Raw genomic sequence first — 12946 nt, 5'->3', positions numbered from 1 at the left:
ATGACGGTGCACTACAGCGAGGGTTCCGCGCGAGCCGTGGTCCGCAACGGCACGGTGGTCGTGCTGCCCGGGCCGGCGTCCGCCGACGTCGTCGACGCGCTCTGGACCGCCCTCGACCAGGCCGACGGCGGCGTCGCCGCGACCCTCGGCGTGCTCGCTGCGGGCGGGCTGGCGGAGACGCCTCCGTTCGCCGTGGTCTCCCTCTCGGGCGGCGACCCGGCGACGGCGGCGCACGTCGCCGTGCGCGGGACCGGCGTGAAGGTGGTCGTGACCGCTCAGGGTGGTGGCGCACCCGTCGAGGTGACGGGGGCAGGGGTCGTCACCTGGTCGGAGCGGGTGGTGGACGCCCCGATGTCGTTCGCGATCACCACCGACGAGTCGCCGGCGGACTGGGAGTACCCGGTGCAGGCGGCAGTGGTGCGCGCGAGCGCCCTGCGCCGCACGCTGGTGGATGCCCCGGCAACCCCCGACGCGCTGCTCATCCCCGCGAAGGAGATGCCGGAGACCGATGCGTTCCCGGACTTCCCGACCCTCGCCGGCATCTCGTCGGTCCTGCCCGATCGGCGGGTATCGAGCGAGACCATCGTGCCGGGGGCGCTGGATGTGCCGATGATCGACGCCGGATCGGCCCCATCGGCCCCGTCGTCCCCGATCCCGGCGGCCGAACCTGTCGAGACGCCGCCCGCGCCGGCACCGGCGTCGGAGCCGGTCCCGATCCTCGGGCTCGGCGTGGTCCCCGGCCCCAGCGCGCCGGCCGATTCCCACGGTGAGATCGACGAGTCCACGCAGTTCGGTGGTGACGACGACTACGGCCACCTCTTCGGTGACACGGTGATGCGCCGGGTCGAGGACGCGGCGGTGCGACAGGGGGAGGACGAGGAGGAGGCCGAGGAGGAGCACGCTCCGGCACCTGTGCCGCCACCGCCGCCCGCACCCGCCGAACCCGAGCCGGTGGCACCGGAACCGGCCGACCCGGGCGACGGGCTGATCTCGGGCGTGCCCGGGAGCTGGACGCCGCCGGTGCTCGCGCCGGAGCCGCCTGCGGGCGTCACTCCCGGTGCCGCACAGCGGGCCGCCTCGGTGATGGAACCCGCTCCCGGCGACCTGACCGACCACGACGGCGAGACCATGATGTCCGTCGACATCGCCGCGCTCCGCAAGGAGGCGAGCCCGGTCCCGAAGTTTTCCGCCGCGGTCCTGCCGGGCGCCCCGCAGATCCTGGGGCGGCCGTGCCCGCAGGGGCACCCCAACCCGCCCACCGCCGACCGCTGCCGTACCTGTGGCGCGGACCTGGTCGGTGACGCGGAGCTGGTGTCCCGTCCGGCGCTCGGGCAGATGATCGTGACGGGCGGCGTGCAGCAGACACCCGGACGTCCGCAGGTGGTCGAGCTGGACCGCCCGGTGATCGTGGGGCGCCGTCCGCGTACCAACAACGCGTCGGCGGACCGCACACCGCGTCTGGTCACGGTGGCCAGCCCCGACCAGGACATCTCGCGGTCGCACGTCGAGATCACGCTCGAGGAGTGGCACGTGCTGGTCGCGGACCTCGCGACGACGAACGGGACGACCCTGCTGCGCGCGGGGCAGGCGCCCCGGCGGTTGCACCCGAACGAGAAGGTGATCGTGGTCGAGGGGGACGTCGTGGACCTCGGCGACGGCGCCACCTTGACCTTCGAGGGCATCTGGTGACCGTTCCGCACGCAGCACGGCCCGCACGCAGCACGGCCGGTGACCGCGCCACATCGTTGCCACATCCAGAGGGAGACAAGTGAGTAGCAAGCGCGCCCCGTCGGCGCCGCCCCACATCGCGGGGTTCGAGTACAAGAAGCTGATCGGTTCCGGTGGCTTCTCGGACGTGTTCCTGTACGAGCAGCAGCGCCCGAAGCGCCTGGTCGCCGTCAAGGTGCTCCTCAAGGAGCACGCGAGCGACGCCCAGCGGGTGGCGTTCGACTCCGAGGCCGACCTGATGGCGATCCTGGGCAACCACCCCTCGATCGTGACCATGTACGAGGCGAGCGTCGCGGACGACGGCCGCCCCTACCTGGCCATGGAGTACTGCTCGCGCCCCAACCTGGGCGCGCGCTACCGCACGGAGCGCTTCTCGCTGGCCGAGGCGCTGCGCACCACTATCCAGATCGCCGGTGCGGTCGAGACCGCGCACCGGCTCGGGATCCTGCACCGTGACCTGAAGCCGGCCAACATCCTGGTGACGCAGTTCGGGCACCCGGTGCTGACGGACTTCGGCATCTCCTCCACTCTGGAAGAGGCCTCGGCCGCCGAGGGCATGTCGATCCCGTGGTCGCCGCCGGAGTCGTTCGGCGACCCGCCGGTCGCCGGGAAGACGACGGACGTGTGGGCCCTGGCCGCCACCTGCTACACGCTGCTGGCCGGTCGCACGCCGTTCGAGGTGCCTGGCGGGTCCAACACGTCGGCGGACCTGGTGGCGCGCGTCGAGCAGGCACCGTTGCCCCCGATCGGGCGCAACGACGTGCCGCCGTCGCTGGAGCAGGTGCTGCGCATCGCCATGGCGAAGCAGGCCTCCTCGCGGTACCCGTCGGTGCTGGCGTTCGCGCGGGCGCTGCAGCAGGTCCAGGTGGGTCTGGCACGCGACATGACGCCGATTGACCTCCTGGACGAGACCGGCGCGGTCGCGGAGGAGGAAGAGGACGACGACGGTACGCGGCTGAAGAACGTCACGGCCATCGACCCCGGACAGCGGCCCGAAGCTGCGCCGCCGTCGGTCGGAGGCGTGCGCACAGCATCGGGCACCTTCGCGCCGCCCGCGCGCGAGACCTCCGGGTGGGGTCCGCAGCAGGGCGGCACCGAGAGCCGGCGGACGACGGTCCCTGCCGGCTTCGACGTGCCTGTGGCCGCTCCCGGGTGGGAAGCCCCGCCCGTGGAGGAGACGGTCCACCGCACGCGGCTGCCCGAGGCGCAGGCGACCCAGGAGCCGGAGGTCGAGCCGGAGGATCCGCCGTCGCGAGCAGGCATGATCTGGCTGGCCGTCGGCGCGGTGGTCCTGGTCGCGGCGGTCGTCGTCGGCTGGCTGGTCCTGAACGGCAGCTCCGACGAGCCCGACCCGGACGGGACGGCGACCGTCGAGGCCGGCGTCGACCCGCCGCCAGACGCCCTGCTCGGCTACGTGCCCCCGGTCCAGGACCTGGCGGGCAAGGCCGCGGGTGACGAGGCCGTCTTCACCTGGAAGGCGCCGGAGGACTTCGTCGAGGGCGACAAGTTCGGGTACCGCGTGCTGTCGATCACGGAGAAGAGCCCGCCCGTGTCCGTCGGGACGGACACCTCGGTGACGATTCCCCGTGCCGAGGGCGAACAGACATGTGTCGAGGTGTTCGTCGACCGTGCTGGAAAGGAATCGCCGAAGGCCGAGCAGGCCTGCGTCCCAGCAGGCTGAACGAGTTCCGGCCGGCCGGCCGACTGACCGGCCGGCCGATCAACGAGGAGGAGAGGGGGAGACGTGGGCGAGCTCATGCTGGAGTTCTGCGGCGAGTGGTTCGATCCTGCGCAGGCGGAGAACGGCTTCGACATCGGCCGCGAGGGTGAGCTCGCGATCGACGACAACCCTTATCTCCACCGGCGCTTCCTACGGGTGACGCACGAGGACAAGATCTGGTGGCTCTCCAACGTCGGGTCGCTGATCTCGGCGACCGTGTGCGACTCGGGCGGCGGTGTGCAGTCCTGGCTGCCACCCGGACACCGTCTGCCGCTGGTCTTCCCCACCACCTCCATCGTCTTCACGGCCGGTCCGACCACCTATGAGGTGACGGCCCAGCTCACGGACGCCCCGTATCACGAGGTCCGCTCGGAGGACCCCGAGAGCGGCGCCACGACCATCGGCGCCATCAGCTTCACCACCAGCCAGAAGCAGCTGATCGTGGTGCTCGCAGAGCCCATGCTGCGGCGCGAGGGCACTGGCCTGAGCGAGATCCCGTCCAGTGCGGACGCGGCCCGTCGCCTGGGCTGGGCCACCACACGCTTCAACCGCAAGCTCGACAACGTCTGCGAGAAGCTCGACCGGATCGGCGTGAAGGGGCTGCGTGGCGGCCCCGGGCTGCTCGCCACGAACCGCCGCGCGCGGCTCGTGGAGTACGCGGTCGCCTCCCGACTTGTCACCCCCGCAGACCTACCACTCCTTGACCTGAAGGACGACGCCTGACGTGCGCATCAAGCTGACGTTGAACAGACCCGACGAGTCCGCAGTAAACGTCGCGGTCACCGCCGACGCCACCGCCACCGTGCGGGACGTGGCCGAGGCCCTCTTTTCCGGCGACCCCACCCGGGGCGGTGCTGCCGCACCCGAGAACCTCACCCTGCAGATCGTCGGGGACGGCTCGAGCAGCTTCACCGGCGGCCGTGTCCTGACCCCCACGAACGACCTGGTCCAGGCCGGCCTGCGCTCGGGTTCCGTGGTGTCGATAGTCCGGGTCTCCGAGCAGTTCGTGAACCCCGGGCAGGACCGCGGTACGGCGGTGGCGCAGCTACGCGTCATGGAAGGCCCGGACGCGGGACGCGAGTTCCCGCTACCGGTCGGCACGTCCTACATCGGTCGCGACCGGGGTATGGACATCCGGCTCTCGGACGGACAGGTCTCCAAACGGCACGCCCGCATCATCGTGGGCGAGTCGATCGAGGTGCACGACCTCGCCTCCGCGAACGGCCTCGTCATGGGCGGCAAGCGGATGACGCGTGCCGTGCTGACGTCGTCGGACACCGTGACCCTCGGTGAGACCACCCTGTCCGTGGTGGCCCTGCACCGCTCCACGAGCATCGCGCCGACCAGCCCCGTGGTCGAGTTCAACCGGTCCCCGCGCGTGGTCACCCGCTTCGGCGAGATCAAGATCAAGGCGCCCAAGCCGCCGAAGCCGCCGATGCCGCAGCGCCTGCCGTGGCTCATGATGCTGGCGCCGATGATGCTCGGCGCCGCCATGTTCTCGATCACCCGCAACCCGATCTCGCTCATGTTCATGGTCATGAGCCCGATCATGATGGTCGGCATGTACTTCGACCGGAAGGTCAACGCGAAGAAGGAGTTCGAGAAGGCGTCCGCGCTGTTCGACAAGGCTGTCGAGGCCACGGCCGAGCGCATCGACCGCACGCATGCCGTCGAACGGGCGGTCCGGCTCGCCGAGGCACCCTCGCTCGCGGAGGGGATCGACGCCGTCCGCCGCCTGGGCGGGCTCATGTGGACGCACCGCCCGGAGCACCGCGGCTTCCTCACCGTGCGGTTCGGCCTCGGTTCCGCCCCGGCCCGCACCGAGTTCGACGAGCCGCGTGAGAACGACGCGGTGCCGGAGCACTGGCAGCGGGTGCTGGAGCTCCAGGAGCGGTGCGCCGTCATCCACGACGTCCCGATGGGCGCCGGGTTCCGGTACGGGGGCAACGTCGGCATCGCCGGGCCGAGCGGGGTGGTGGAGCCCGTCGGGCGGTCCGTCCTGCTGCAGCTCGCCGCGTTCCACTCGCCCGCCGATGTCGTGGTCACCGCGCTGACCTCCGCCCGTTCCCGCGCGGACTGGGAATGGCTCGAGTGGCTGCCCCACACGGGTTCGCCGCACAGCCCGCTCGGGGCCTCGGACCACCTGGCCGACGACCCCGGCTCCGGCATCTCCCTGCTGACCCGGCTCGAGGAGCTGGTCGAGGGACGCGGCGTCAGCCTCGACGCCCACCCGCCCCTGGAGGGCGAACGGGACGCGGCGAAGGACCGCAAGGAGGCCCCGCCCAAGCCCGTGCTGCCGTCGGTGGTGGTCCTCGTGGAGGACGACGCCCCCGTCGAGCGCGCCCGGCTCGTCCGCCTCGCCGAGCACGGACCGTCGGCCGGCGTCTACGTGGTGTGGATCGCGCCCACCGTCGAGCAGCTTCCCGCGGCATGCCGCACCTTCGTGCTGCTCAACCCCGAGTCCGCGGCGAACGACGCGATGACGGGTGAGGTGCACTACGGACAGCTTTCCTACCCCGTGCGGTGCGACGCCGTCGACCTCGCCACCGCGCGCGAGGTGGCCCGCATCCTGGCCCCCGTGGTCGACGTCAGCGCCCCCACCAGCGACGAGTCCGACCTGCCGCGCGCCGTCTCCTACCTGGCTCTGGCAGGCACCGAGGTCGGCAAGGAGCCGAACAGCGTGGTGGAGCGCTGGAAGGAGAACCTCTCGCTCACCCCGCGCGACGGGTCGCCGCCGGTACGGCGCAAGACCCCGACCAACCTGCGCGCGCTCATCGGGCACGACGGCGTGGAGCCGTTCCACCTGGACCTGCGCACGCAGGGTCCGCACGCGCTGGTGGGTGGAACCACCGGTGCCGGAAAGTCGGAGTTCCTGCAGTCCTGGGTGCTCGGCATGGCCGCTGCGCACAGCCCCGACCGCGTCACCTTCCTGTTCGTGGACTACAAGGGCGGCGCTGCGTTCGCCGACTGCGTCAACCTGCCGCACACGGTGGGCCTGGTGACCGACCTGTCGCCGCACCTCGTGCGGCGCGCGCTGTCCTCGCTCCGGGCCGAGCTGCACTACCGCGAGCACCTGCTCAACCGGAAGAAGGCCAAGGACCTCGCGTCGCTGGAGCGCACGGGCGACCCCGAGGCGCCGCCGAGCCTGATCATCGTCGTCGACGAGTTCGCGGCGCTGGTGGGTGAGGTCCCCGAGTTCGTGGACGGTGTGGTCGACGTCGCCCAGCGTGGCCGGTCCCTCGGCCTGCACCTGATCCTCGCGACGCAGCGCCCCGCCGGCGTGATCAAGGACAACCTGCGCGCGAACACGAACCTGCGCATCGCCCTGCGCATGGCCGACGAGAACGACTCCAAGGACGTCCTCGGGGACGACATGGCGGCGCACTTCTCGCCGTCGATCCCCGGGCGCGGTGCCGCGAAGACGGGCCCGGGCCGGCTCACCACGTTCCAGACCGGCTACGCCGGAGGATGGACCAAGGACGAGCCGGAGCGGTCGTCGCTCGACCTCGAGGAGATGGACTTCGGCACGGGCCGGCGCTGGGAGCTGCCCGCCCCCGAGGTGGTCGAGAACCAGGACCCGGGCCCGAACGACATCGCGCGGATGGTCACGACCATCCGCCGTGCGGCGGCCGAGGCCGGGGTGCCCGCGCCGCGCAAGCCGTGGCTGGAGGAGCTGGCGGCCACCTACGACCTGGCGCTGCTGCCCAACCGCCGCACGGACAGCCAGCTCGTGCTGGGTGTGCTCGACAACCCGCCGCAGCAGGCTCAGCCGACCGTGCACTACGAGCCCGACACCGACGGCAACCTCGCCATCTACGGCACGGGTGGCACCGGTAAGAGCACGACGCTGCGCACGATCGCGGTGTCGGCGGGTCTGACGCACCGCGGTGGCCCGGTCCAGGTCTACGGCATCGACTGCGGCTCCGGCGGCCTGTCGATGCTCGAGAACCTGCCGCACGTCGGCGCGGTGATCTCCGGCGACGACGAGGAGCGCGTGACCCGCCTGCTGCGCAGGCTGCGCGAGACGCTGGACCAGCGGTCGGACCGGTACGCGGCCGTGCGGGCGGCGACCATCGACGAGTACCGCCGTCTGGCGAACAAGCCCGACGAGCCGCGCATCATCCTGCTCGTGGACGGTATCGGCGCGTTCCGCGACTCCTACGAGACGATGACGGGACGTGGTTTCTCGATCTTCGGAGCCTTCACACAGCTCGCGACCGACGGGCGCCCAGTCGGGATCCACCTCGTGATGACCGGCGACCGTGCCGTGTCCGTACCGCCCTCCCTCGCCTCCACCGTGCAGAAGCGGATCGTGCACCGGATGGCCAGGGAGGACGACTACGTCATGCTGAACGTGCCGAAGGACGTCCTCGGCCCGGCCTCGGCGCCGGGGCGGGCGATCATGTACGGCCAGGAGGCCCAGATCGCCGTGCTCGGCGGGGACTCCAACGCGGCGGTGCAGTCGCGCGAGCTGGCGCGGCTGGAGCAGACGATGCGCACGGTGGGCGGTGTGCCCCAGGCGCCAGGTGTCGAGCGTCTGCCGGACACGTTCACGCTCGATCAGCTGCCGCAGCGCACGGGGGACCTGGCCACCATCGGCCTGCGGGACCTCGACATCGCACCGGTGGGTCTGCCGATGCGTGGACCGTTCATGCTGGCAGGTCCGCCGGGAGCGGGCCGCACCACCGCGTTCGTGACGCTGGGTACCGCGCTGCGCCGCACCGGCGGCACGCGGCTGGTGTACCTGTCGTCGCGGCGGTCGAGCGTGTCGGCGCTGGACGTCTGGGAGTCCTCGGACTCCACGCCAGAGGACATCGTGGAGAGGCTCAAGGAGCTCACCACCGTGCTCGAGAGCGATCGGCTGGCCCCAGGGCAGCTCACCGTGATGATCGAGAACTACACCGAGCTCACGGGCACGCCCGCGGAGAAGCCGCTCGAGGCGTTCGTCAAGCTCGCCACCCGCAAGGAGCAGCTCGTCGTCGGTGAGTCGGAGTCGTCGACCTGGAGCAAGGCGTTCATGCTGGCCGGGCCGTTCAAGTCCGGCCGCAACGGCCTGATCCTCACCCCCGGGGACAGCGACGGCGAGACCCTGATGAACACCTCGCTGGGACGGATCCGTCGCAAGGACTTCCCGCCCGGCCGTGGCTTCCTCCTCACCGCAGGACGGGCCTCAAAGATCCACGTCGCCCTGCCAGGGTGACGGGTTGTGCATGGGGAGTCCTCCCCATGTCGCTGCATCACGAGCCGTGAAATAGTTCGTGACGTCGCAGAAACAGCGGCTGTTCACAGGGGCAGCCACGAACTAAGGAGCACGAAATGGTCGCACAGGGTGGCAACGTCTTCGGTCTTGACGTCGAGGCAGTCCGGAGCCTGGCCAACACGCTCCGCACTCAGGCGGAGCAGGTGCGCACGGTGATCACGACCATCACCTCGCAGATGGACCAGACGGACTGGAACGGCCCCGACGCCACGCAGTTCCAGGAGGAGTGGTCGGGTACCCACTCTGCCAAGCTGACCGAGATCGCCGCGGCGCTCGAGCAGTACGGCACCACGGCCGACAACAACGCCAACATGCAGCAGGACACCTCGAGCTCGTACTGATCGAGCTCGAGCTATCCAGCTCTGTAGGACGGGCTTCCGGACCGGAGGCCATCACCGAGGGATGCGGGGCCATGACCGGCCCCGCATCCCTCGATCAGATCAGCACGGACTGATACGGCCATCCGAACCTGTCGGTGGCGGAACATGAGGAGGATCATGTGAGCGGGAGCATGTATGGCGCTGATATCGAAGCGCTGCGTCTCCTTGCCGACAAGTTCGACGAGGGTGGCGAGACGCTCGACACCGTCGTCACAGCCGTCGAGGCTGCGCTTCCGCAGCAGGCCGGCTGGAGCGGCCCTGACGCGGACGGCTTTCGTGAGGAGTGGTCAGGTACCCACCTGACCAAGCTCAAGGACACTGCCGCCGCGCTGACCGAGGTCGCGGTGAAGGTGCGTGCCAACGCGGATGCCCAGCAGTCGACTTCGGACGACTACAGCGGGACGGGCGGTGTGGGTGTCGGCGCTGGCGCCGGCGCCGGTGCGGGGAACGGCGGCGGCGGAGGCGGCGGCGGTTCCGAGTCCGGTGGTGAGGGCAACGGCGGCCCCACGTTCTCCGGGAACGGTCCTGAGGGCGAGTTCGAGCGGAACACCAACGAGTACACGCACGAGTCGCACCAGACCCGCGACGAGAACGGCAACATGGTCGACACGGGGGTAGACGCCGACGGTAACCCGATCGACGCGGCCAACGGCAAGGGCGACCCCAACGTCAGCGTCAACCTCGCCGAGGGCTCGGTGGAAGGCTTCGTCGGCGCCGAGGCAGGTGTCGAGGGCGAGTTCGGCTCCGAGGACGGCGTGCACGGTTCCGGTGAGGCAGAGGCGCACGCCGGTGCCGGGGCGGAAGCGAGCGGGTCGGTAGGCATCGGCGAGAACGGGCTGACCGCCGAGGGCTCCGCAGGCGTCTCGGCGGGTGCCGGTGCGAGCGCGAGCGGACAGGTCGGCTACGGCGAGCACATCGGTGCCGAAGGTGGCGCCGAGGCGTTCGTCGGTGCCCGCGCAGAGGTCAACGGCGGCGTGACGGTAGGCCCCGAGGGCCTCGGTGCGAGCGTCGGTGGCGAAGCCTTCGCCGGTGCGGAGGCCTCGGCCAACGGATCGGTGACGGTGGCCGGCGTGACGGCCGGTGCGGAAGGCGAGGTCTACGCGGGGATCGGCGTCAAGGCGAACGCGGACGTCGACGTCGGCTGGGACAACGTGGGTGTCGACCTGGAGCTCGGAGCGGCGCTGGGTATCGGCGCCGGCTTCTCGGTCTCCTTCGACGTCTCGCCTGCTGACACCGTCGACGCGATAGCTGACGCCGGTGGTGCCATCCTTGACGGCGCGGGTGATGCCCTCGAAGGCGTCGGAGACTTCTTCGGCTTCTAGTGACCACCTGCAGAAACTGATTGGATAGCGGCATGAGCACAGTCACCTACCCGAGCGAGACCTTTCCTGGTTTCCCTGAAGTCACCATGGACTGCCCGGAGGGATGGGTCCCGCTGTCCGTGCCCGAGGCGCAGATGGCGATCATCCAGAACCGCCCCGAGGGGGAGTTCCGGCCGAACGTGCTGGTCGTGATCCAGCGCATGCCTCCGACGCAGACCTTCGACGAGGTGATCCAGGACGCGCTCGCGAAGTTCGAGGCGACACCGGACTACAAGGAGGTCGGGCGCGTCAAGACGACCGTCTCCGGCCTGCCTGCCATCCGTGTCGAGGGCGCCTGGACGAGCGAGAAGACGGGCACCATGGCCCAGGCGCTCCGCCTGGCGATCGTGGAGCACGACGGGGTGCGTGACGTCGTCGAGGTCACCGGTACCTGCGCGGGAGCGCAGGCCAAGGAGATCTGGACGACCGTCCGGGCCATCCAGGACAGCGTCGAGCTGGTGAAGTGATGAGCGACGGCGGCCAGAACGCGATGGTCATCAGCCGGCGGATCGTCTTCGTCGTCGGCATCGTCCTGGTCGGTGGCGCGGTTCTCGCGTTCCTCAACGGCCAGACCGTGCTGGGCATCGTCCTGCTCGTCATCACCTTCCTCGCGGTGATGGCCCGTGGCCTCGCGACGGTGCTGCGCGGACAGCGCGCGCTCGCCGACCGTGAGCGTGCGCAGGTTCCCGACGGCCCCGTGCGGGCCGCCGAGGCCCCCGCGCCGGTGGAAGACGTGGTCGCGCAGCTCGTCGGGATGAACAGCGACGCGCTGCCGTACCAGATCGACGCGACGCGCGGCCCGGACGGCGTGCGGGTGACGGTGCAGTGGAAGCACGAGGAGATGCGCTGGCAGACGCTGTTCGTCCGCGGGTCGCAGGCCTTCGCGTGGCGCATGGAGGTCGACCTGGACCCGGCGAAGGCGCAGTACAGGTTCGTCGAGCACTCGGGCAAGGCGTCCGTGCGCGCGGCGGCCGGGCCCCTGGGCGCCACGGCGTACGGCAACTGGACCTGGACCAAGGGCAAGACCTCGGGCGGCACCTCGGCCACCTTCGTCGAGGGCGCCGACGGCCAGGTCACGGTGACGGGGCCCGACGGGCCGCGTACCTCGTGGGAGGGTGTCGTCATGATCAAGCCGGGCGACGCCAAGGTGCCGGTGTTCACCGTCCTGCGGAACAACGGCTGGCGTCCACCCCGCGACTGGTCCGGAGCACGGCTTTTCGAGAAGTAGCGCGGTCGCGCGCGGTCGTCGCCGCGCGCGATACACCCTCGTGGCGCCCGACGAGGCGTCACCACCAAGGAGATGAGTGATTTCATGCGTTCCCGCCGTTCCATCCTGGCCGCCGTCACGGCCCTGATCATCGCGCCGGCCCTCGCCGCCTGCTCGTTCTCGGCCGGCGAGCTCGAGCCGATCGGGGGCGAGTCCTCGGAGTCCGCTCCGGAGGAGTCGGCCCCGGCGGACACGGGCGCCGAGATGCAGACGATCACCGCGGAGCACCTGACCGCGCAGGTCCCGGCCGACTGGGAGGTCATCGGCGACGCCGACGGCTGGTCCTACGTGCACCAGCTCTCCAACAGCAGCGGCGGGGTGTCGGGCCGTATCGGGTTCATGCCCGGCGGTCAGGCGATGAGCGCGACGGAAGCCGTCGACTGGTTCATCGGCCAGGTCAAGGGCACCGGCTCGACCAACGAGAACTTCGCGCCGGTCAACACGCTCCGCTCGGGCGAGGACCGCGCCAACACCTCGTACACGTACGAGTCCTCCGGTATCGAGTACACGGCGGTCGTCTGGGCGATCAGCGACGGGAACGGGGTCCCGTCCCTGATCCAGCTCTCGGGAGGACCCGAGGTCATGACCACCGACTTCGTGGCGCAGGTCGACCAGAGCCTCGACGTCACCGGCAACTGGCAGGGCACCACGTCCTGACCGGTCCTCTCCCGTCCAGGGGCGGCGCGGGTGCGGCTCACGCACCTGCGCCGCCCTTCGGCGTCGGGGCAAGGAGTGGAGCGGCACAGGACGGTCCGTCGCGCTGTCCGGCCGTACTGCCGATGTAGGGTCGGCTGACCGTGGTTCTCGAGGAGTGTGCGAGCAGATATGAACCCCGCTGGAAAGGCCGAGCTGACGTGTCCGATGGTGCGGGTATGAGCGGTCTCGGGAAGTGGAGCCTCTGGGTCGGGCTGGGACTCGTCGTCGTGACCGTGGTCGCCCGGGCGCTCGACCTCATCCCGGTGACGGTGATCGCCGCCATCCTGGCCCTGATCGCTCTGGGTATGGCGGGCTACGACTGGCTCTACGAAGCAGCAGAGAGGTCCAATCTCCGTCGCCGTGCGGCAAAGGTCGCGCGCGAGCGCGAGCATGACCGCTAGGCCCCGTAACGGCGATCCTCACAGGAACACCACGTCCACCCCCTGGGCGGGGGTGAGGTGCGCCTTACTCAATCGGTAGAATCGTGAGCGGCCTTCGCTTCCTCTCCTGACCTCGACCGGAAGGCGCCCCTTT

10 protein-coding genes are annotated in these 12946 nt (G+C 70.6%); all 10 read left to right on the top strand.

What is annotated here, in order from left to right; genetic code table 11:
* The gene (locus ACFO6V_RS12175; RefSeq protein ID WP_377135648.1) at positions 1–1689 is read left to right on the top strand and encodes an FHA domain-containing protein; all 1689 of its coding nucleotides are present in this window, start codon (positions 1–3) and stop codon (positions 1687–1689) included.
* A gap of 79 nt (positions 1690–1768) precedes the next feature.
* Complete coding sequence (locus ACFO6V_RS12170) at positions 1769–3409, top strand: serine/threonine-protein kinase (protein ID WP_377135646.1); 1641 nt, start codon at positions 1769–1771, stop codon at positions 3407–3409.
* Positions 3410–3472: 63 nt separating this feature from the next.
* Positions 3473–4171: a hypothetical protein gene (locus tag ACFO6V_RS12165; RefSeq protein ID WP_377135644.1), complete on the top strand. Its 699-nt coding sequence runs from the start codon at positions 3473–3475 to the stop codon at positions 4169–4171.
* 1 nt (position 4172) lies between these two features.
* On the top strand, positions 4173–8648 hold the full coding sequence (locus ACFO6V_RS12160) for an FtsK/SpoIIIE domain-containing protein (RefSeq protein ID WP_377135643.1): 4476 nt from the start codon (positions 4173–4175) through the stop codon (positions 8646–8648).
* Positions 8649–8764: 116 nt separating this feature from the next.
* Positions 8765–9049: a WXG100 family type VII secretion target gene (locus ACFO6V_RS12155; protein WP_377135641.1), complete on the top strand. Its 285-nt coding sequence runs from the start codon at positions 8765–8767 to the stop codon at positions 9047–9049.
* Positions 9050–9207: 158 nt separating this feature from the next.
* Entirely contained in the window at positions 9208–10410 is a 1203-nt protein-coding gene (locus tag ACFO6V_RS12150; RefSeq protein ID WP_377135639.1) for a WXG100 family type VII secretion target, read from the top strand.
* Positions 10411–10442: 32 nt separating this feature from the next.
* The gene (locus ACFO6V_RS12145; RefSeq protein ID WP_377135637.1) at positions 10443–10916 is read left to right on the top strand and encodes an LpqN/LpqT family lipoprotein; all 474 of its coding nucleotides are present in this window, start codon (positions 10443–10445) and stop codon (positions 10914–10916) included.
* A complete protein-coding gene (locus ACFO6V_RS12140; RefSeq protein WP_377135635.1) occupies positions 10916–11677 on the top strand; it encodes a hypothetical protein in 762 nt (253 codons plus the stop codon). The genes ACFO6V_RS12145 and ACFO6V_RS12140 overlap by 1 nt, the downstream gene beginning before the upstream one ends.
* An 84-nt stretch (positions 11678–11761) precedes the next feature.
* Positions 11762–12373, top strand: a complete 612-nt coding sequence (locus ACFO6V_RS12135; protein ID WP_377135633.1) for a hypothetical protein — start codon at positions 11762–11764, stop codon at positions 12371–12373.
* A 215-nt stretch (positions 12374–12588) separates the two neighbouring features.
* Positions 12589–12813, top strand: a complete 225-nt coding sequence (locus tag ACFO6V_RS12130) for a hypothetical protein (RefSeq protein WP_377135631.1) — start codon at positions 12589–12591, stop codon at positions 12811–12813.
* Positions 12814–12946: the final 133 nt, after the last annotated feature.

Source organism: Promicromonospora alba (assembly GCF_042654905.1).
GTDB classification, from domain to species: domain Bacteria; phylum Actinomycetota; class Actinomycetes; order Actinomycetales; family Cellulomonadaceae; genus Promicromonospora; species Promicromonospora alba.
The sequence above is the reverse complement of the archived record's forward strand: the minus strand, read 5'-3'. Positions and strand labels throughout refer to the sequence as shown.

Bases quoted from the DNA above. Each gene is read 5' to 3' on its own strand.
- ACFO6V_RS12175 (WP_377135648.1), top strand. From the start codon at position 1: ATGACGGTGCACTACAGCGAGGGTTCCGCGCGAGCCGTGGTCCGCAAC.
- ACFO6V_RS12135 (WP_377135633.1), top strand. From the start codon at position 11,762: ATGCGTTCCCGCCGTTCCATCCTGGCCGCCGTCACGGCCCTGATCATC.
- ACFO6V_RS12140 (WP_377135635.1), top strand. From the start codon at position 10,916: ATGAGCGACGGCGGCCAGAACGCGATGGTCATCAGCCGGCGGATCGTC.
- ACFO6V_RS12145 (WP_377135637.1), top strand. From the start codon at position 10,443: ATGAGCACAGTCACCTACCCGAGCGAGACCTTTCCTGGTTTCCCTGAA.
- ACFO6V_RS12130 (WP_377135631.1), top strand. From the start codon at position 12,589: ATGAGCGGTCTCGGGAAGTGGAGCCTCTGGGTCGGGCTGGGACTCGTC.
- ACFO6V_RS12155 (WP_377135641.1), top strand. From the start codon at position 8,765: ATGGTCGCACAGGGTGGCAACGTCTTCGGTCTTGACGTCGAGGCAGTC.